Annotated in this window: 17 protein-coding genes and 1 tRNA gene; 6 read left to right on the top strand and 12 right to left on the bottom strand. The window is 61.6% G+C overall.

Annotation, left to right across the window (positions count from 1 at the left end):
* Positions 1-137: 137 nt before the first annotated feature.
* The 4 genes from HMPREF2943_RS03425 to nth are packed head-to-tail and all read right to left on the bottom strand — an operon-like array spanning position 138 to position 3,275.
* Positions 138-1,325: a MarP family serine protease gene (locus HMPREF2943_RS03425; RefSeq protein ID WP_070710804.1), complete on the bottom strand. Its 1,188-nt coding sequence runs from the start codon at positions 1,323-1,325 to the stop codon at positions 138-140.
* Positions 1,326-1,362: 37 nt separating this feature from the next.
* Positions 1,363-2,040, bottom strand: coding sequence for an NUDIX hydrolase (locus tag HMPREF2943_RS03420; protein WP_070645397.1), 678 nt, complete (start codon positions 2,038-2,040; stop codon positions 1,363-1,365).
* Positions 2,037-2,606 (bottom strand): TlpA family protein disulfide reductase, encoded by a 570-nt coding sequence (locus HMPREF2943_RS03415; protein ID WP_070444213.1) that lies wholly within the window; start codon positions 2,604-2,606, stop codon positions 2,037-2,039. The genes HMPREF2943_RS03420 and HMPREF2943_RS03415 overlap by 4 nt, the downstream gene beginning before the upstream one ends.
* A gap of 9 nt (positions 2,607-2,615) precedes the next feature.
* A complete protein-coding gene (gene nth, locus HMPREF2943_RS03410) occupies positions 2,616-3,275 on the bottom strand; it encodes an endonuclease III (protein ID WP_246817261.1) in 660 nt (219 codons plus the stop codon).
* A 291-nt stretch (positions 3,276-3,566) separates the two neighbouring features.
* On the opposite strand from nth, the gene glxR reads away from it, so the two are divergent.
* On the top strand, positions 3,567-4,250 hold the full coding sequence (gene glxR / locus HMPREF2943_RS03405) for a CRP-like cAMP-activated global transcriptional regulator GlxR (protein ID WP_010189962.1): 684 nt from the start codon (positions 3,567-3,569) through the stop codon (positions 4,248-4,250).
* Positions 4,251-4,347: 97 nt separating this feature from the next.
* Here glxR and HMPREF2943_RS03400 read toward each other — a convergent pair whose 3' ends face one another.
* Genes HMPREF2943_RS03400 through HMPREF2943_RS03390 form a run of 4 tightly spaced genes read right to left on the bottom strand, consistent with a single transcriptional unit; the run spans position 4,348 to position 6,111 of the window.
* Positions 4,348-5,160, bottom strand: a complete 813-nt coding sequence (locus tag HMPREF2943_RS03400) for an MBL fold metallo-hydrolase (protein ID WP_070645401.1) — start codon at positions 5,158-5,160, stop codon at positions 4,348-4,350.
* An 18-nt stretch (positions 5,161-5,178) separates the two neighbouring features.
* Positions 5,179-5,637, bottom strand: coding sequence for a RidA family protein (locus tag HMPREF2943_RS03395; RefSeq protein ID WP_010189964.1), 459 nt, complete (start codon positions 5,635-5,637; stop codon positions 5,179-5,181).
* On the bottom strand, positions 5,637-5,798 hold the full coding sequence (locus HMPREF2943_RS12355) for a Sp36 family protein (RefSeq protein ID WP_210399712.1): 162 nt from the start codon (positions 5,796-5,798) through the stop codon (positions 5,637-5,639). The genes HMPREF2943_RS03395 and HMPREF2943_RS12355 overlap by 1 nt, the downstream gene beginning before the upstream one ends.
* A gap of 13 nt (positions 5,799-5,811) precedes the next feature.
* The gene (locus HMPREF2943_RS03390) at positions 5,812-6,111 is read right to left on the bottom strand and encodes a WhiB family transcriptional regulator (protein WP_070444216.1); all 300 of its coding nucleotides are present in this window, start codon (positions 6,109-6,111) and stop codon (positions 5,812-5,814) included.
* A gap of 214 nt (positions 6,112-6,325) precedes the next feature.
* Here HMPREF2943_RS03390 and HMPREF2943_RS03385 point away from each other — a divergent pair, with 214 nt between their 5' ends.
* Entirely contained in the window at positions 6,326-8,770 is a 2,445-nt protein-coding gene (locus HMPREF2943_RS03385) for a transglycosylase domain-containing protein (RefSeq protein WP_246817260.1), read from the top strand.
* 96 nt (positions 8,771-8,866) lie between these two features.
* Here HMPREF2943_RS03385 and HMPREF2943_RS03380 read toward each other — a convergent pair whose 3' ends face one another.
* A complete protein-coding gene (locus tag HMPREF2943_RS03380; RefSeq protein ID WP_010189970.1) occupies positions 8,867-9,331 on the bottom strand; it encodes a GatB/YqeY domain-containing protein in 465 nt (154 codons plus the stop codon).
* Positions 9,332-9,373: 42 nt separating this feature from the next.
* Between HMPREF2943_RS03380 and HMPREF2943_RS03375 the strand changes: the two genes are divergently transcribed.
* Both HMPREF2943_RS03375 and HMPREF2943_RS03370 read left to right on the top strand, forming a co-directional pair.
* Complete coding sequence (locus HMPREF2943_RS03375; protein ID WP_070444218.1) at positions 9,374-10,279, top strand: metallophosphoesterase; 906 nt, start codon at positions 9,374-9,376, stop codon at positions 10,277-10,279.
* 81 nt (positions 10,280-10,360) lie between these two features.
* Positions 10,361-10,437 (top strand) — tRNA-Pro (locus tag HMPREF2943_RS03370).
* A 78-nt stretch (positions 10,438-10,515) separates the two neighbouring features.
* On the opposite strand, the gene HMPREF2943_RS03365 is transcribed toward HMPREF2943_RS03370, so the two are convergent.
* The 3 genes from HMPREF2943_RS03365 to HMPREF2943_RS03355 all read right to left on the bottom strand — a co-directional run bounded on the left by HMPREF2943_RS03365 (position 10,516) and on the right by HMPREF2943_RS03355 (position 15,418).
* Positions 10,516-12,018, bottom strand: coding sequence for a hypothetical protein (locus tag HMPREF2943_RS03365; RefSeq protein ID WP_070710802.1), 1,503 nt, complete (start codon positions 12,016-12,018; stop codon positions 10,516-10,518).
* Positions 12,019-12,280: 262 nt separating this feature from the next.
* Positions 12,281-13,732 (bottom strand): hypothetical protein, encoded by a 1,452-nt coding sequence (locus HMPREF2943_RS03360; RefSeq protein ID WP_070710801.1) that lies wholly within the window; start codon positions 13,730-13,732, stop codon positions 12,281-12,283.
* Positions 13,733-13,861: 129 nt separating this feature from the next.
* Complete coding sequence (locus tag HMPREF2943_RS03355; RefSeq protein ID WP_070710800.1) at positions 13,862-15,418, bottom strand: catalase; 1,557 nt, start codon at positions 15,416-15,418, stop codon at positions 13,862-13,864.
* 173 nt (positions 15,419-15,591) lie between these two features.
* Between HMPREF2943_RS03355 and HMPREF2943_RS03350 the strand changes: the two genes are divergently transcribed.
* A complete protein-coding gene (locus HMPREF2943_RS03350) occupies positions 15,592-16,140 on the top strand; it encodes an RNA polymerase sigma factor (protein ID WP_070710799.1) in 549 nt (182 codons plus the stop codon).
* A gap of 277 nt (positions 16,141-16,417) precedes the next feature.
* Positions 16,418-17,740, top strand: coding sequence for a YkvI family membrane protein (locus HMPREF2943_RS03345; RefSeq protein WP_070444228.1), 1,323 nt, complete (start codon positions 16,418-16,420; stop codon positions 17,738-17,740).
* The last annotated feature ends 52 nt before the right edge of the window (positions 17,741-17,792 follow it).

The raw sequence follows: 17,792 nt of genomic DNA, 5'->3' as shown, positions 1-17,792 counted from the left end.
CATGAGCACAGAGACTAAAACAGCACTAGCCACCCCGCAACCGGAGGAACATAATTCCTGCTTAGAAGGGGGCGGGAAGAAAGTGTCTCACAGGTGGGGTTAATGCCGACCAAGGGGAAGAAAAGCGCACGCGAGAACTAGCCGACGCAGGAGCCGGTTGGGATGGCGTCGACAAGCTGCGTGACGTCACCCACGTGGCCGCGCACCTCGTCCGCGGTGAGCGCATAGCCCGTATCGGAATCCTCCACAGAAGCACCAAACACCACGCCGAGCACCTGGCCCTCCGGGTTGATCATCGGGCCGCCGGAATTGCCCTGCCGGATGCTGCCGCGCACCGTGTAGGCATCGCGCTCCACGCGGCCCGTGGAGTAGATATCCGGCCCAGCGATGGTAAGGCGGTCGCGCACGCGCGCCGGTTCTGCAGTAAAGGGACCCGACTGCGGGAAGCCCAAGACGATGGCATCGTCCCCCGTCACAGCCGCGTGCTCCGCCCACGGCAACGGCTCTAGGTCCAAGCCCGGGCTATGCAACACCGCAATGTCCACATCCGAGTTGTAGTAGACCACATCCGCTTCCTTGAGCCCGAGCACGGTATCAAGACGCACCTTATCCGTACCCGCCACAACATGGGCGTTCGTAATGACGTAGTCCGGTTCCGTAACGAAGCCCGAGCCCATCAGGCGGCGCGAGCACGCCTCGGCATCACCCAGCACGTGGATAACGGATGGCCGCACGCGTTCCGCGAGCTCAGGATCCCCAATATGTATCGCGGGCGCATCCACCTCAACGCCCGAGCCGGAACGCTCCCAGGGCGAGACCAACGGCGGCAGCCCGGACTCGTTGAGGAGCGCAGCCAAGCCATTCGGCAACGCCGCCAGGCGCGAAGGCGCCACCGCATTCAGCGAGCTCAGCACGCGCGATTCACGCAGCGCCTGCCCCGGCTGGCCTCCCAAATTGGAGGCCAGGGGCAAGGACACCAACCAAATCACCACGATGGCCGCCGCAGCTTGGAACACCGCGCCAATCGACGAATCCACGCGCTGCCCCGACCGCGTACGCATGCGGTCCCGCAGCGCCATGCCAAGCGACGTCCCCACCAGCTGCCCCAGCCCCACCAGCAAAATGAGCACGCCGACGGCCAGCAAGAAGCGCACGGCCGCCTGGTCAGTCAGGCCCATCGCCAGCGGGGCCAGCACGGTTCCCAGCACCAGTCCCGCGATGATTCCCACCGCCGCGAGGACCGCTGCCAAAGCCCCCTGCCGCCAGCCCACGCGCACGGCGAGGAGCACGGCAATCACGATCAGTACGTCAACGACTAAGGACACAGAGGGGATACTTTCTTAAGGGCTGAAAGGAGCAGAACTAGCCTATCTTCTCATTATTCGAAGAGCGATCGAGTGAGTCACGCAGATCATGAACCAGATTCTTATCCCATTCCACGCTCCAGCCCGCGTGGTCCATGAGCCCGGATAGCACTCCCGCAGTAAATCCCCACACCAGGTATCCGCGTGTCCGAAACGCCGGCCCCTTCCACCGGCTAAAGCCCACCATCAGGCGGTTGGCAGGATCCACCAGCTCCCGCAGCGGGACGGTAAAGACGTCGTCGGTTTCTTCCGGACTCGCCGGCCACACGGTGCCCGGTTTATGCCAGTACGCCAAGACGGGGCTCACGGTGTTGCCGGTCGCCGGGATATCTAGCTTGCCCCACTGTTCAAGAGGGGTAACGGTGGAGCGGTCGAGGCCGGTTTCTTCTTCGGCTTCGCGCAGGGCGGCGTCGACAAGCGAAGTGTCCTCTTCATCCTTGCGCCCACCAGGAAATGCAATCTGGCCGGAGTGCGAGCGCATCGAGGGCGAACGGTGCGTGAGCAGCACCTCGCCATCCTCAAAGCTCGTGCCCTTCAGCAGCACCAACACAGCCGATTCGCGGCGGCGCCGAGCGGCCGGGAGGTGACGGATGAGGTGCTCTTGTACCTTGCCGGCATCAACCCCGAGCGCGGGGTGCAGCCACTCAGGGGCGTGCGCGGGAAACAGTCGGCTCATTTAAGAACCTCCTCGACGGCCTCCTCCAATTCTTTGGCGGAGGTAAAGGGTTTAATGAACTTCTCTTCCACCTTGCCATCGCGCACCACGAGGGTGATGGGGATGACGCCCGGCAGCCCGAGCTCGCCAGCAAAGGTCCCATCCTCGTCCTGGTAGCTGGGAATATCGACCTGCAGATCGCTCAAAAGCGCCGCACCGTTGGCGGCGTTGGCGTCCGCATGCACGCCGACGACATTCCACGTGGAGTGCGAGCGCGCAAGGTCTTCGAAGAAGGGCAGCTCCGTGCGGCACGGCTCGCACCACCATGCCCACACCGTGACGATCTGGACGTCTTTGGCCGCCGCTGTACCGGCCGCGCCCAGGCAGGGAAGGTCCACACCAGCGATCGGCCCTTCGGGGCACTTGGGACGCTTGGCTACCTCTTGCTCCTGTACCTCGGGGACAGGGACTTCCGGCTCATCATCCTCAAGGAGATTCACCACGCCGACGAATGCGAGTGCTGCCAGCGCAACAATGGCAACGATGCTCGCCTTCACATATCCAGGCCACCGAGAATATTGGCTCATTGCTCCACCTTAACCCCGCGACGGGCACCATGGCGCAAGGACGCAGGCCGCGCACTTCGGCTTCCGGGCGGTGCACACGCGCCGCCCGTGGAGGATGAGGCTGTGTGAAAACACTGTTTGTTCCTCTTCGGGCACGCGCTTGGCGACGTCCCTCTCAATCGCCCGCGGCGTCTTTGCCCCAGTCAGACCGAGCCGCTGGCTTAAGCGCGTGACGTGGGTGTCCACCGTGATCCCCGGTAGCCCAAAGGCATTTCCGCGCACCACCAGTGCGGTTTTGCGGCCAACTCCTGGCAGGGAGGTGAGCTCGTCGATCCCTTGGGGCACCTGCCCGTCGAAATCCGCAACAAGCTTCTCCCCGATGCCCAGCAAGTGGCCGGCCTTCGCGCGCTGAAAGCCGAGTGGGCGGAGAATGCGCTCGAGATCGGAGCGGTCCGCGGCTGCGTAATCCGGTGCGGAGGGATAGGCAGCGAAAAGCTCCGGGGTCACCTGATTGACACGGGCATCCGTGCACTGCGCGGAGAGAACCGTTGCTACGAGCAGCTCCAACGGGGAGGTGAAATCCAACTCACAGTCGGCGTCGGGATATTCCTCCGCGAGGGCTGTACGAATATGGACAATGCGCGCTGCCTCGGTATCGTCGTCATGCGGTGTGGAAAGGTCAGGGGACATAGAAGTAACTCTAGTGACAGCGGTTAGAATGGGAAGCATGATTTCACTCGTCCTCTTCGTGCCGCTGTGCCTCGCGCTCTTTGCCATTCTCATGGAGAAGCTAGAAGCGACGGCCTTCGAGGATTAACCAAGGTGTGTGATTATTTTTCACGTTGGTGGAAATAGTGACTAATTACACTGTATGATGTTGTGCAGTGCCTCGTGGCGCACTGGAGTCTAGGTGCGTCAACATAAACCAAACCAGCTTGTGTCCCAGTGTATTCCGGGCTGCGCAGGCTTTAAGGAGTAACAGTGGAAGGCGTACAGGATATCCTCTCCCGCGCTGGTATTTTCCAGGGCGTCGATCCGGTAGCAGTACAGAACCTTATTGAGCAGATGGAAACCGTCCGTTTCCCGCGCGGCACCACCATTTTTGAGGAAGGTGAGCCGGGAGACCGCCTCTACATCATTACCTCGGGCAAGATTAAGCTCGCCCGCCACGCCCCGGACGGCCGCGAGAACCTGCTGACCGTGATGGGCCCGTCCGACATGTTCGGCGAGCTCTCCATCTTCGATCCGGGCCCGCGCACCTCTTCTGCCGTGTGCGTCACCGAGGTTACCGCCGCCACGATGAACTCTGAGATGCTCAAGCAGTGGGTAGCCGATCACCCGGCGATTGCCCAGCAGCTGCTGCGCGTGCTGGCCCGCCGCCTGCGCCGCACCAACGCCAACCTGGCGGACCTCATCTTCACCGACGTTCCAGGCCGCGTGGCTAAGACCCTGCTGCAGCTGGCGAACCGCTTCGGTGTACAGGAGGGTGGCGCGCTCCGCGTGAACCATGACCTCACCCAGGAAGAGATCGCCCAGCTCGTCGGAGCTTCCCGCGAGACCGTGAACAAGGCGCTGGCCACCTTCGCTCACCGCGGGTGGATCCGCTTGGAGGGCAAGTCGGTGCTCATCGTTGACACCGAGCACTTGGCCCGCCGCGCGCGCTAGGTCTTCAAGGCCGAACCTGCATATGCTGCCTCCGGGCGGCTTTGGCCCAATGCAAAATCCCCCGAGAATTTCTCGGGGGATTTTCCTATGCGGTGTTTTACTTCTGAGCCGCGAGGTACTTCAGCGCAGTGCGCGTGGATTGCTCGGCGGCGTGGCGAAGGACCGGGTCGACGTCGTCATACATCTCATCGACGAGCGTCTTGACGTCGACATCCTCACCAAGGCGCCCGCGGACCTCCTTAATCTGGTCCAGGCGGTGGTGACGGCGGTCAATGTACTTACGGGCAACCGCGGAGGTGTCCTCCAAGTCCGGGCCGTGCCCTGGGAAAAGCGCTACATCCTTGCCACGCTCTTCGAGAAGATCCAATGTCTTCAGGTAGGCGCCCAAATCACCATCGGTCTCAGACAGCAGCACGGTGTGGCGGCCTGCGATGGTATCGCCGGTCAGAATGCCCTCCAGCATGGAGTTCTTCGCTTCCGCCGACCACACGAAGAAGCAGGTCGAATCTGCGGTATGACCCGGGGTATGGACCACCTCAAGCTGAGGGGTGATGCCGTCGACGGTGATCACTTCACCGTCGACAAGCGCGTCCCCTCCGTTGCAGTAATTCGGATCGAAAGAGCGGATGGGGGCGCCGGTGAGCTGGCGCAGACGCTGGGCGCCCGATGCGTGATCATCGTGGCGGTGGGTAAGAAGAATCAACGCCACCTCGCCCGCTTTCGCGGTCACAACGTTGAGGTGACCTTCATCCTCTGGGCCCGGATCGACCACAATGGCGCGGGAATCTTCTCCGGCGCGGATGATCCACGTATTGGTGCCCTCCAAGGCGGTGTAGCTGGGGTTATCACACAGCACGACACCGACGGACTGGCTCACGGGACGCAGTTGGCTATATGCAGGATGCTCCATGGTTCTAACCCTATCCGATTACTCAGCGATTTCTACGATGATTTCAATCTCAACGGGGGAATCCTTCGGCAAGACCGCTACCCCCACCGCAGAACGCGCGTGGATTCCAGCGTCCCCGAAGACCTCACCGAGGAAATCCGAGGCACCGTTGATAACTGCGGCCTGATCCGTGAAAGAGGGATCCGAAGCTACGAAACCGACTACCTTTATCACGCGGGTAATGCGGTCAAGCCCCACGAGGCCATCGATTGCAGCCAATGCGTTCAGCGCCGCCGTGCGCGCCAATTCCTGTGCCTTGTCGAGGCTTACCTCTGCGCCGACCTTGCCGGCGGCAGGCAATTCCCCGCCCACAACGGGCAGCTGGCCAGATGTCCAGACCTGGTTACCCACCTGGGTAGCCGGGATGTAGGACGCGAGAGGAACAGCGACGGAAGGCAGCTCGACGCCGAGCTCTTCAAGGCGGGCAAGCGCACCCATTAGGATTCCCCCAAAGGGCGCTTGAAATAGGCGACAACGTTCTCCGGGTTCATGCCCGGGGTGATGGTGACGAGCTCCCAGCCGTCCTCACCCCAGGAATCGAGGATTTGTTTCGTCGCGTGCGTAAGAACCGGCGCGGTGGCATATTCCCATTTAGTCATGGAATCAATGCTACTAAATACCGATGAGTTCGCCACCCTCAGCAAGGTAGTGGGCCCAGCTAGTGATATGCGGGTTCTTGCGCAGAAGCGCGCGGCGCTGGCGCTCCGTGAGGCCGCCCCACACGCCAAACTCCACGCGGTTATCCAGAGCATCTGCGCGACACTCATTGAGCACCGGGCAGTGGCGGCAAATCACCGCAGCTTTTCGCTGCTCAGCACCTCGCACGAACAGTGCATCGGGGTCACCGTTGCGGCACTTAGCTTGGGTAACCCACTCACCACGCTCAGAAGTTAGCGAGGCATTCTTTAGCATTGTGGACCGTCCTGCACCTTTGACACTGACTGTCACGGCTAGGTAACTCCTTCCAAGCTCACCCCCGTCGAAGCTGAAGATCGTGAATAACCCTCTACTCGACGGAATATTATGTACCATTGGTAAGTCTATTCACAGACCGGTATCCCTGTCTAACAGGTCACACTTTAGGGGGGTCTCCCGGATCTGCACCTGAACCACTAGTGTGTGGAGGGTGACTGTGATCAAATCCCTGGGAAAGCTCGTCCTGTCCACAGCACTGGTCGGCATCCTCATCGCGCTGGCCATCGCCCCCGTCGCCGGCGTCAGTGGCGTTGCCGTGGCCAGGACGAACGACACGATGCAATCGGACATCCAGGATCTCACCAACGGCGAGGCCCCTGGTGTGAGCACCATCTTGGATGCCAAGGGCAACACCCTTGCCTATATCTACGAGCAACGCCGCCATCCGGTGCAGCCGGATGAAATCTCGGATGCCATGAAGCAAGCGGTCGTGGCCATCGAGGACCGCCGTTTCTATGAGCACGAAGGTGTCGATCTGCAGGGCAATCTGCGCGCTTTGTGGACCAATTTGTCCGCAGGCGGCGTCTCCCAGGGTGCATCGACGCTGGACCAGCAGTATGTAAAGAACTATCTCCTCTTGGTCAATGCAACGACCGACGAGGAACGCCAGGCCGCGACGGAACAGTCCGTAGCCCGCAAGCTACGCGAGATGCGCATGGCCACGGATATCGACGCCAAGCTGTCCAAGGATGAGATTCTGGCTAATTACCTCAACCTCGTGCCCTTTGGCAACCACGCCTATGGCGTTGAGGCTGCGGCCCGCACCTACTTTGGTACCAGTGCCGAGAGCCTCACGGTGCCGCAGGCAGCGATGCTCGCCGGCATGGTGCAGTCCTCGGAGTATCTCAACCCTTACACCAATGAGGAAGGCGTCATCGAACGCCGCAACATGGTGCTCCAGGCCATGGCCGACACCGGCTCCCTCTCCCAGGAGGACGCCGATTCCTTTGCCCAGGAACCCCTGGGCGTATTGGATAGCCCCGATACCCTGGCCAATGGCTGCATCGGCGCGGGCGATCGCGGTTTCTTCTGCGACTACGTGCTGGAATACCTCGACGAAAAAGGCATCGACCGCGAGCACCTGACACGCGGTGGCCTGACCATCAAGACCACGCTTGACCCCGATGTCCAGGACCAGGCGCTCAACGCGGTGCGCAGCCATACCGCCCCGGATGCGGAAGGCGTGGCGGAGGTCATGAACGTCATCCAGCCCGGCACCAGTACCCGCAAGGTGCTGGCCATGGTCTCGTCGCGCACCTACGGGCTCGACCTCAACAACAACGAAACCCTCCTCCCCCAGCCGAATTCGCTAGTGGGCAACGGTGCCGGTTCGGTGTTCAAGCTCTTTACTGCCGCGGCCGCCTTGGAGGCAGGCTACGGCATTAAGGACAAGCTGGCTGTACCTAAGCGCTACGAGGCGGAAGGGCTAGGATACGGCGGCGCTGCTAACTGCCCGCCCAACAAGTACTGCGTGGAAAACGCCGGCAGCTATGCCCCCACGATGACTATGCAGGACACGCTGGCCTACTCCCCCAATACCCCTTTCATCCAGCTCACCGAGCAACTGGGCGTCGAGCGCTTGGTCGACATCGCCGTCAAGCTCGGCCTGCGTTCTTATGAGGAACCCGGCAGCTACGACGGCGAGACTTCCATCGCCAACCACATCAAGGAATCCAACCTGGGTTCCTTCACACTCGGCCCCACAGCAGTGAACGCGCTGGAGCTGTCCAATGTGGGTGCGACGGTGGCCTCGCAAGGCATGTGGTGCGAGCCGAACCCCATCGAGGAAGTCACGGACTCCCACGGCAACGAGGTCTACCTCAAGCACACGCCGTGCGAGCGCGCAGTGGGCAAGGAAGTAGCCAAGGCCCTGGAAAACAACATGACGGCCGATACCGAAAAGGGCACCGCTGCCGACTCGGCACGCGCTGCCGGCTTCAGCGGTCAGGCCGCCGCCAAGACCGGTACCACGGAGTCCAACCAGTCCTCGGCTTTCTTGGGCTTCAACTCGGCCGTCGCTGCCGCACCGTATATCTACAATGACGGGACCACCACGAGTCCGCTGTGCACCGGCCCCGTGCGCCAGTGCGCTAGCGGCAATCTCTTTGGCGGCAAAGAGCCGGCGGCAACCTTCTACACGATGGCTGCGCGCGTTCCCGCGGCCCAGAAGGGCACGGTGCCGGACTATGACCGCGCCTACGACTCCGGTACGGTATCGCCGCTTATCGACGGCCTGAAGGGCAAGCCCGAAAGCCAAGCCCGGTCCGCTCTGGAGAAGGCCGGCTTCGTAGTGAAAACCACCGAGGTTCCCGCCCCCGGTGTGGGCTACGGCAAGGTGGTTCGCGTCATCACCGGCGCATCCGGCGCAAAGAAGGGTTCGGAGGTCACGCTCCAGCTTTCCGACGGCTCCGCAAGCGACTCCTCTTCCGCGAACTCGGACCAAGCAGCTTGGGACTCCACCTACGGCGCACCCCCTGCCCCAAGCGGTGACGGCGCCGGCACTGGTGGCGGCCAGCCCTCGCAGTCTGAGCCGCTATTCAGCCAAGAAGATGTCGACCGCTTCACGAATGACGTGCGGAGCTTCTTCGGGCTCTAGCGCCGAGCGCTAGAGCGTGGAAAATCGAGCTAAAGCGTAGAACGGACTAGAGCGAGCGCGCTAGGGCGGGAACACTAGCGCGCGAGAAGGCGGGTTCTAGTTAAGGGCGGCCTTCACCGCGGTAGACAGCCGCTTGCCGTCGGCGCGGCCAGCGGCCTTAGCGGTGGCCACCTTCATGACGTTGCCCATCTGCTTGATGGTCACCGGCTCGCCGGAATCCTTCTCAACCTCGGCGATAGATTCAGCGACGAGGGTGTTCAGGGAGTCGTCGTCAAGCTGCTCTGGTTGGTAGGCCTCGAAGAAGGGGACGTCAGCAAGCTCTTCCTCCGCCAGCTCCGGGCGGCCATTTTCTGCATAGACCTCTGCGGATTCGCGGCGCTTCTTAATCTCACGAGCGATGACCTTGAGGATGTCCTCATCGGTAATCTCATGGCGAGAACCAGTCGTTTCCTCCGCCTGGATGGCAGACAGCAGAGAACGGATGGCGCTCGTACGGGCCTTGTCCTTGGCCTTCATCGAGGTCTTGAGGTCAGCACGGATAGTTTCTTTCAACTCACTCATGCCCTTCAATCTACGCCTGCCGGCCCAGGTAGTGTGGTGAGGGTGAAGATTTACCCTGTCCTTGGCGGACTCGCCGCCGCTGGTCTGGGCACTGCCGCATGGGCGCATTCAGAGCTCACCAAGTTCGAGCTCAAGGAGTACACCCTGCCGCTACTGGAGCCCGGTACGCTGCGCGAGGAGTCCGAGTTTCGTATCCTGCACGTGTCCGACCTCCACATGATTCCGGGCCAACGCACCAAAATCGAGTGGGTCTCGGGGCTTGATGCCCTTGACCCGCACTTGGTGATCAACACCGGTGACAATCTCTCCGACGAGCGCGCCGTCCCCGAGGTACTCCGCGCCCTGGGCCCGTTGCTGAGCCGTCCGGGCATGTTCTGTTTTGGCACCAACGACTACTGGGCGCCGCGCATCCCGAATCCCTTCAACTACCTGGTTGGGAAGAAGAACGAACCTTCCTACGTGAACCTGCCCTGGAAGGGCATGCGCGCGGCCTTCCTCGAGCACGGCTGGCACGACGCCAACCAGGCCCGCGTAGAGTTCAAGGTCGGCGACGTCCGCCTCGCTGCCGCCGGCGTGGATGACCCACATCACGACTTGGATGACTACTCAGAGATTGCCGGTGCGCCGAACGAGGACGCCGACCTTTCCCTGGCACTACTGCATTCCCCGGAACCCCGCGTCCTAGAGAAATTCGCCGCCGACGGCTACCAGCTGTCCCTGTCCGGGCACACGCACGGCGGCCAGCTCTGCCTGCCTTTCAAGGTAGCGGGCTCGCGCTCCATCGTGACCAATTGTGGCATCGACCGCGTTCGCGCGGAGGGCCTGCACCGTTTCGGAGAGATGTACATGCACGTCTCCAACGGACTGGGCACCTCGAAGTTCGTTCCCTTCCGCGTGTTCTGCCGCCCGTCGGCCACTCTCCTGCACATCACCGAAAAGGCCGCCTAGGGATACCCCCTCCACGCTGCCGTTTTGTTCTTTCAGGCTGGGGTGCGTTACAGTAATCCGGTACCGCTTAGAGCGAGACACCGGGATATGGCGCAGCTTGGTAGCGCGCTTCGTTCGGGACGAAGAGGTCGCAGGTTCAAATCCTGTTATCCCGACCACAAACCCGCAGGAAACTGCGGGTTCTTTTGTGTTTTCACCGAGCAGCAGGCGCCGACGGGCAGAGCCGCCTGCCCCGCCTAGAAACTTGAAGAACCACCCGAACCAGAAAAGCCCGAGCTAAACCCGCTGTTGACGCCACCGCTGCTGGAGGAGCTTTCGCGGGCGGTGGTGGCATCGCTGTCCCAGGTGCTCACAACGTAGAAGGGCACGTAGCCGTGGTAGCCGGAACCAGCGAAGAAATTGGAGTCATAGATACGCGTGCGCTCCGGCCGCTCATCGGCCTCGTTGCGCTTCTGCAGCTGCGCCTGCAGGTGCTCCGAGAGCAACGCCGTGCGGTCCAAGAGCTCCAAGTAGCGCTCCATGAACTGCGGGTGGTTTGGCTCCTTGGACAAGGCCACGGCGGCGTCTTCCAGCTCCTTGGCGTGACGCTCCAGAGACGAGTCGATATCCGCCGCTAGGTAACCCGCCTGGGCCAGGTCTTTACCCAACTCGTAGAGCTCAAAGCGGCGGGCGTCGGCATCAGCGTCTTCGATTCGGTGCAGCTTTTCAATGTTGACTTCGGCGGTTTCCACGCGCTCACACAGTTCGCGCGCGTGAGCGATGGGTTCGGCATGCGAGCGGAACTGGTCATCCGGCGCGTCAGCCGGTATCGACATCAGCGAGCCTACTTGGGAGTCGATAGCGAGGAAGTCATCGCGCAGACCCTCCCAGTCCTCACGTAGGCGCTCATCTACCAGCCCCGATTGCAGCGAGTGCGCCCGGATATCGATCTCCCTCAGGCGCTGCGCCACATCGGTATAGGTCTGCGACACGTAGTCCCAATCCTCGCGCGCCTGCTGCGCCTTCTTCTGCCGGCTGCGACGAGCACCGCCGACGATGCCCGCGCCCGCGCCACCAACGCTCAGTCCCGCCGCCCCCAGGCCAATGGCCGCCCCAATGCGCCCATTTTTCGCGCTCTCATACTGGGTATCCGCAGCACGGTCCACATCGATCGCTGCCGCCGCGCCTGCAAAAAGACCAGCGGGAATGTTGTCATCCCGCACGCCCGGCTTAATGGCTTCAATGGACTGCTCCAAATGGCTGTCACCCTTGCGCAGCTTCATCCGATCGGCCACGTCCTCACCCGCGAAGACGAAGGCCTGGCGCGGGTCAAGGCCTACGCCGACGAAGACCTGACCATCGGCAAACTTGTCCTTGCCAATGAGCTCCGGGTGATGATCGCGCAGGTACGCCTCCACGGAGTCGTTGACGTTTTCTTTGTTCTTGGCAAAGACCATGTAGTGCAGCCCCTGGACCACGTCGGGGGCGGCGATCCGGGAGACATCGCCGAGCATGCGCTCTTCTTCCTCCGGGGAAAGCACATCGTCTGGGTCCATGATGTCGGCCTGCACCTCACGCTGCGCGGGCTGCATGAGAAAATCGGAGCGCTCCGGCTCATCGAAGACCGCCAAGCTCGTACCCACACCGATTCCCCCAAGCAGTAACCCGCCCACCAGGGCCGTACCAATAATCGCGCCAACGGAGGTTATTTTGGGGCCGCGGCTGGCAGCAAAAGGTTTGATATCGCGGGAGTCGGTCACGGTGAGCCTCCAATTCCGGAGCGGTCGTTTCCGCCAACTTTACCCCCACAATTGGAAACGACGCGGTGCCCCTACAGCAGCCGCGTCGCCCCTATTCCCTATCACTCACAACGGATTGGAGAAACCGTTTGCCTACCCCCTAAGTAGGCTTTGTGAGCGCCTCTCACTCTAGCACTCTTTTCATTCACAGCGGTAGCAAAATCTGGAAATGCACGTAACGTATCTTGACACTTATGCGATGCGCCGTCCGCAGACCTGTGAGCTAGGCCTTTTCTTTGCCTTCCCGCCCGGCGGGTGCGCCTACGAGCACGAAGGCCGCGACCGCGATCACCCCCAAAATAGCCAGGGCTGTCCACAGCTGCGGGGACTGCCCACCATTGCCCGCCACGGTAATGGCGGAGGTTGCCCATTGCATGGGGAAGAGGTGCACGAGCGCGCTCATCGCGGTGTTGAGATCGGTGCCGGTCGACGCCGCCTTCCACGCCCATCCCACGACGCCGACCTGTGCGACAGCAAGCACACTTCCCAGGAACCAGCCGCCCGCACCAAGCCAGCGCACCAGCGCGAACACCATGCTTGCCGACGCCACCCCAGCCCCCGCCGCCGCAAGCCCCGCCCAGGCCACCGCGGCCGCGGTCACGCCGGTAGCCAAAAGAGCCACGAGCAGGCCCACGACAACACCGATGAGCACCGCTCCGCCGAGCAGCACGAGGATACGGCGGTCGACACGCGTGAGCAGAGCACCAATAACGCCCCCGCCCAGAACCGCAATAGCCGCAAGGAGCATAGCGACGATGGGGCTCAGCAGCTGAGCGGGCTCGGCACCGGCCTCAGCGGGCCCGGCGACGGTCGGCATCGCACGCTGCGCTCCCTGCACCTTGGTCTGATTCTGCTTGGCCATGCCGTCGACCTTTTCTGCTCCTTCCACAAGCTTGTCCACGCCCTTAAGAGCCTCATCGACCTTGGCATTGAGCTCGCCAATGCCAGCATTGAGCTGTTGTGCGCCCTCCGTGGCTTGGTAGACACCATCGTGATAGGCATAGCCGCTCACGGACAACTGGTTGGAAAGCTCGCGCGAGCCATCCTTCAACTGCGTCAGTTGGTCCTGAATGGACTGATCAAATTGGAAGTTCTCCACTTGACTGCGCAGATCACCGAGCTGCGCGCGGATGTTCTTTGCCTCCGCCGAGTTATTCCCTTCCAGGTCTTTGAGGGTGCCGTCGATTGCCTGCAGGATCTGTCCGCGAACCACCCCGAGACCGATGACTTGGTCGACGGCTCCGCCGACGCCGTTAGCCAGCTCAGTAGCGCCGTTGCCCAGCTGCGCGGTGCCGGACTGCAGCTGCACAAGCCCGTCATAAAGCTCTTGCGAGCCACCAGCCAGCTTGTCTACTCCGCCGCCAAGCTCACCGGCACCATCCTGCAGCTCGCCGGTGCCATCGGCAAGCTGCTGCGCGCCATTAGCCAGGAAGCCGGCCTGGGCATTGGCTTCGGAGAGGGCTCGGGCGACGTCGTAAAGCTCAGCCGGATCGATGGTGCCATCGCTGGGCGCACCCGCCTGTTCCTGGGACCAGGTCTCGGCTGGTTGCCATTCGGATACGGCGGCGACGGCCGCGCCGATGATGAGCGGCAGGATGAGCACGAGGGTGAGGATAAGAGCGCGGGCGCCAATTTTCCGGTTGGCATCTGCAGGGCTGGCTAGGCGTGAGGTCATGTAAAAGAAACTATCGTTCACGCTGCGCAAAAGCGGTCAGGCGCGCGGAAAAGCCCCGCCAGGAACTAGCTTTAATGAACTAGACCGGCGGGGCTTTTGAAGCCACGAGATTAACTCACTGAGGTGGTATTACTTCTTTTCAGCGAAAAGCTCGCGCACGCGCTTGCCCAGCTGCGGGGAGACAGCATCCCAGTAAGCGTAAACGCGCTCCTCGGTCTCCGGGGACACGCCTGCCATGGCATTGGTGATGTTGTCTGCCAGACGCTCCTTGGCACCATCGTCGTAGACGTTCTCGTACAGGTCGGTGGCCTGTATGGTGTCATTGTCTTCAGCGTGATGGACGTAGGGCGCGCGGACCAGGTCGATACCTGCCGGGTCCGGGTTTACGTAGAGGTCCGGGGCGGTGGTGGTCTCCTGCTCCTTGAAGCGCAGGTTCTCATCACCGTCGAGGTAGCCGCCGCCCTTGGCGTGACGGTTCGGGGAGTAGACCGGATCCTCCGGAGCGTTGAACAGGTACTGCATCGGCCCCTCATGCTCATAGGTGTTGATCTGGTTGAGCGGCTGGTTCACCGGCAGCTGCTTGTAGTTCGGTCCAATGCGGTAGCGCTGCTGGTCAGAGTATGCAAAGACGCGTGCCTGCAGCATCTTATCCGGGGACAGGCCAATGCCCGGGACGATGTTAGACGGATCCAGGGCAACCTGCTCAATCTGCGCGAAGAAGTTGCGCGGGTTGCGGTTGAGCACGAAGTATCCGACATCTACCAGCGGGTAATCCTTCTTGGACCAGGTCTTGGTGAGGTCGAAGGGGTTGAAGCGGTACTCCTCAGCCTCCGCCACCGGCATGATCTGAACCTTGACGTCCCAGACCGGGAAGTTGCCTTCCTCGATGGCGTTGTAGAGGTCCTCGCGGTGGTAGTCCGCGTTCTTACCAGCGATCTCCGTGGCTTCGGCGTCGGTGAAGTTCTCCACACCCTGGCGAGTCTTGAAGTGGTACTTCACCCAGAAGGCATCGCCGGACTCGTTGACCCACTGGAAGGTGTGGGAGCCGTAGCCGTTCTGGTGGCGGGTGGTCTTCGGGGTACCGCGGTCACCCATGAGGTAGGTCACCTGGTGGGTGGTCTCCGGGTTGCGGGTCCAGAAATCCCACTGCATGTCAGCATCGCGCAGGCCGTTGGCGCCCAGACGCTTCTGGGAGTGGATGAAGTCGGGGAACTTGATGCCATCACGAATGAAGAAGACCGGGGTGTTGTTGCCCACGATGTCGTAGTTGCCGTCCTCAGTGTAGAAGCGCAGCGCGAAGCCGTGGACGTCACGCCAGGTATCCGGGGAGCCCTGCTCGCCGGCAACGGTAGAGAAACGGCCCATCATCGGGGTCACGGTGCCCTTCTGGAAGAGCTTTGCCTTGGTGTAGGCGGAGACATCCTCGGTAACGTGCAGCTCACCAAAAGCGCCGTGGCCCTTAGCGTGCGGGGTGCGCTCCGGCACGCGCTCGCGGTTGAAGTGCGCCAGCTTCTCAATCAGGTGGATGTCATTGAGCACTACCGGGCCGTTCTGGCCAACGGTGATGCTGGTGTTCTCAGTAGCAACCGGCTGACCGGACGGGCGGGTAGTGTTCGGGCCGCCCGGGGCGCGCTGCCCCTTGTCTAGAACCTTGTCTGCCGCGGACTCATTCGAAGCGTTAGTCATGGGGTTAATGCCTCCTAGATCGGTTGATAATTTGCTTTACATTATCAATCACGGACCTTTCATAGACTACCCATGAAAAATGACCTGCGCAACAGTTTTTAAGGTTGCCAGAGGTCATAGCCTTAACACCGAGGTGTCCAAATCCCACCTCCCCGACTGGTAAGTTATGGGAGGTGAAACGACACTCCGAGCGCGACGATGCGCGCGTCACCGACCTCGCCCTCAAGGCAGGCCGCGGCGATCGCGCAGCCCTCACGGAGTTCATCAAGTCCACCCAGGATGATGTCTGGCGCTTACTCGCCCACCTCGGCGGCCCCGACATCGCAGACGATCTCACCCAAGAGACATATCTGCGCGTCATCGGCGCACTCCCCCGCTTCGCCGCCCGTTCCTCAGCGCGCACATGGCTGCTTTCGCTTGCTCGCCGCGTATGGGTAGACAACATCCGCCACGACATGGCCCGCCCACGCAAGTCCAGCACCGAGTACGAGGATGCCGCCGCCCTTGCTGCGACTCCCGAAAACGCCGGAACGTGGAGCGAGTGGATCGACGCCCGCACACTTATCGACGCCCTCCCAGAAGACCGCCGCGAAGCCCTCATCCTGACCCAAGTTCTGGGCTATACCTACGAGGAGGCCGCGAAGATCGCCGGGGTCCGCGTGGGCACTATCCGCTCCCGCGTGGCCCGCGCTCGCAAGGACTTAATCGACCAACGCGGCTAATCGTTATCGAGCCGTTACAAATGGGTGCGGCTGGTCACAGAACCTGCATCTACATGCGCCAAACGGCAAGTTCTGACACCCCCGCCACTGCCTATCCTTAAGGAAACCGCAGCCCCAGCTGGAAAATACCTATCGAACACACCTAATCTTTTTCGAGGCACACGTGATAAATCGATAGTCGAACCGGGCCCGCGAGGCTTTCCCAATTGCCCGCACCACACCTTGGGTAGTGATGGCATCCCCCGGCGCGTGTGAGATTGAGAGACACCTTTACTTTATGTGGAAACGCGCAGTGGCCATCTCTATGGCCTTCATCGGCGTCGTCGTCGGCGCCGGCTTTGCATCGGGCCAGGAAGCAGTCCAGTACTTCGTGGCCTTCGGAAACAAGGGCCTGTGGGGCGTTGTGCTTGCTGCCGCCCTCATGATCATTACCGGCGTGTCGATTCTGCAGCTCGGATCCTACTTCCAGGCTGACGAACACACGGCTGTCTACGACAGGATCACTGGTCCCATCGTCTCCCGAATTTTGGACTGGGGAACCTTGGCCACGCTGTTCTCCATCGGCTTCGTCATGTTCGCCGGTGGTGGCTCCACTATCAGCCAGCAATTCGAGGGCGTGCCGATCTGGGTGGGCGGCGCCGTCATGCTCGTGCTCGTCCTGCTGGTGGGTCTCCTTGACGTGGATAAAGTCAGTTCTGTTATCGGCGCGATTACGCCTTTCATCATTTTCTTCGTGGTCCTGGCCACCGGCTACACCATCATCGTGACCGACGTGGATTGGTCCTGGGCCAATGACTATGCCATCAACAACGTGGAGAGTCCCCTCAACAACTGGTGGCTGGCAGCGCTGAACTACACCGGCCTCAACGTTATGTGTGCGGTGTCGATGTCCATCGTCATCGGCGGCAACATCCTGGATAACCGCGCTGTAGGCATCGGCGGCCTCATCGGTGGCTTCTTCTACCTGCTCCTGCTCGCTCTCCTCGTGGTCTCTCTCTACATGGTGGCCCCGGACGTTCACGAGCAGGACCTGCCGGTACTCTCGCTGATCAATAACGTGAACCCAATCCTGGGTTACTTCATGACGTTCATCATCTATGGCATGGTCTTCAACACCGCCATCGGCATGTTCTACGCCATGGGCAAGCGCCTCACCCGTAAGAAGCCGAAGCTCTTCTACCCTGTCTACGCAGGCGCCTGTGTCGTCGGCTTCATCCTCTCTTTCATCGGCTTCAAGCAACTGGTCTCCAGTGTCTACCCGATTCTGGGCTGGATCGGCCTGCTCATGATTGCCGTCATGGTCATCACGTGGATTACCCAGCGTGACAAGATCACCTCTGAGTCTGACCGCCGCGTGCGCGCCCGCACCCTGGTCAAGCGCCGCCTGGACCCGCGCGAGCACTTCACCAAGAAGAACGAGCGCGAGCTGCGCAAGCTGGCAGCGGCCTCCAACATGGAAACTGAAGAGTTTGTCTCCACCGTCGCCGATGAGATCCATGAAGAACTCGAAGCTGACGATGAGATTGAATACGACCGCGAGGACCCGGATCCATCCGTGACCTTTGTGGAGCACACCAAGCCCGAGGTCCCGAAGGACTAGCGTTTCCCCGCTGACAGAAGAAAAGTCCGCTCCCAGAGTGATATCTGGGGCG

It is taken from the genome of Corynebacterium sp. HMSC072D12 (genome assembly GCF_001813925.1).
GTDB classification, from domain to species: Bacteria; Actinomycetota; Actinomycetes; order Mycobacteriales; family Mycobacteriaceae; genus Corynebacterium; species Corynebacterium aurimucosum.
Note: the sequence above shows the minus strand (reverse complement) of the source record. Positions and strands in the feature narration are given on the sequence as shown.

What these genes read in the sequence shown, in the direction of transcription:
- HMPREF2943_RS03360 (WP_070710801.1), bottom strand. Translation starts at nt 13,732, where the DNA reads ATGACCTCACGCCTAGCCAGCCCTGCAGATGCCAACCGGAAAATTGGC.
- HMPREF2943_RS03390 (WP_070444216.1), bottom strand. Translation starts at nt 6,111, where the DNA reads ATGCTAAAGAATGCCTCGCTAACTTCTGAGCGTGGTGAGTGGGTTACC.
- HMPREF2943_RS03345 (WP_070444228.1), top strand. Translation starts at nt 16,418, where the DNA reads ATGTGGAAACGCGCAGTGGCCATCTCTATGGCCTTCATCGGCGTCGTC.
- HMPREF2943_RS03420 (WP_070645397.1), bottom strand. Translation starts at nt 2,040, where the DNA reads ATGAGCCGACTGTTTCCCGCGCACGCCCCTGAGTGGCTGCACCCCGCG.
- HMPREF2943_RS03395 (WP_010189964.1), bottom strand. Translation starts at nt 5,637, where the DNA reads ATGGGTGCGCTTGCCCGCCTTGAAGAGCTCGGCGTCGAGCTGCCTTCC.
- HMPREF2943_RS03380 (WP_010189970.1), bottom strand. Translation starts at nt 9,331, where the DNA reads ATGAGTGAGTTGAAAGAAACTATCCGTGCTGACCTCAAGACCTCGATG.
- nth (WP_246817261.1), bottom strand. Translation starts at nt 3,275, where the DNA reads ATGTCCCCTGACCTTTCCACACCGCATGACGACGATACCGAGGCAGCG.
- HMPREF2943_RS12355 (WP_210399712.1), bottom strand. Translation starts at nt 5,798, where the DNA reads ATGACTAAATGGGAATATGCCACCGCGCCGGTTCTTACGCACGCGACG.
- HMPREF2943_RS03400 (WP_070645401.1), bottom strand. Translation starts at nt 5,160, where the DNA reads ATGGAGCATCCTGCATATAGCCAACTGCGTCCCGTGAGCCAGTCCGTC.
- HMPREF2943_RS03355 (WP_070710800.1), bottom strand. Translation starts at nt 15,418, where the DNA reads ATGACTAACGCTTCGAATGAGTCCGCGGCAGACAAGGTTCTAGACAAG.
- HMPREF2943_RS03415 (WP_070444213.1), bottom strand. Translation starts at nt 2,606, where the DNA reads ATGAGCCAATATTCTCGGTGGCCTGGATATGTGAAGGCGAGCATCGTT.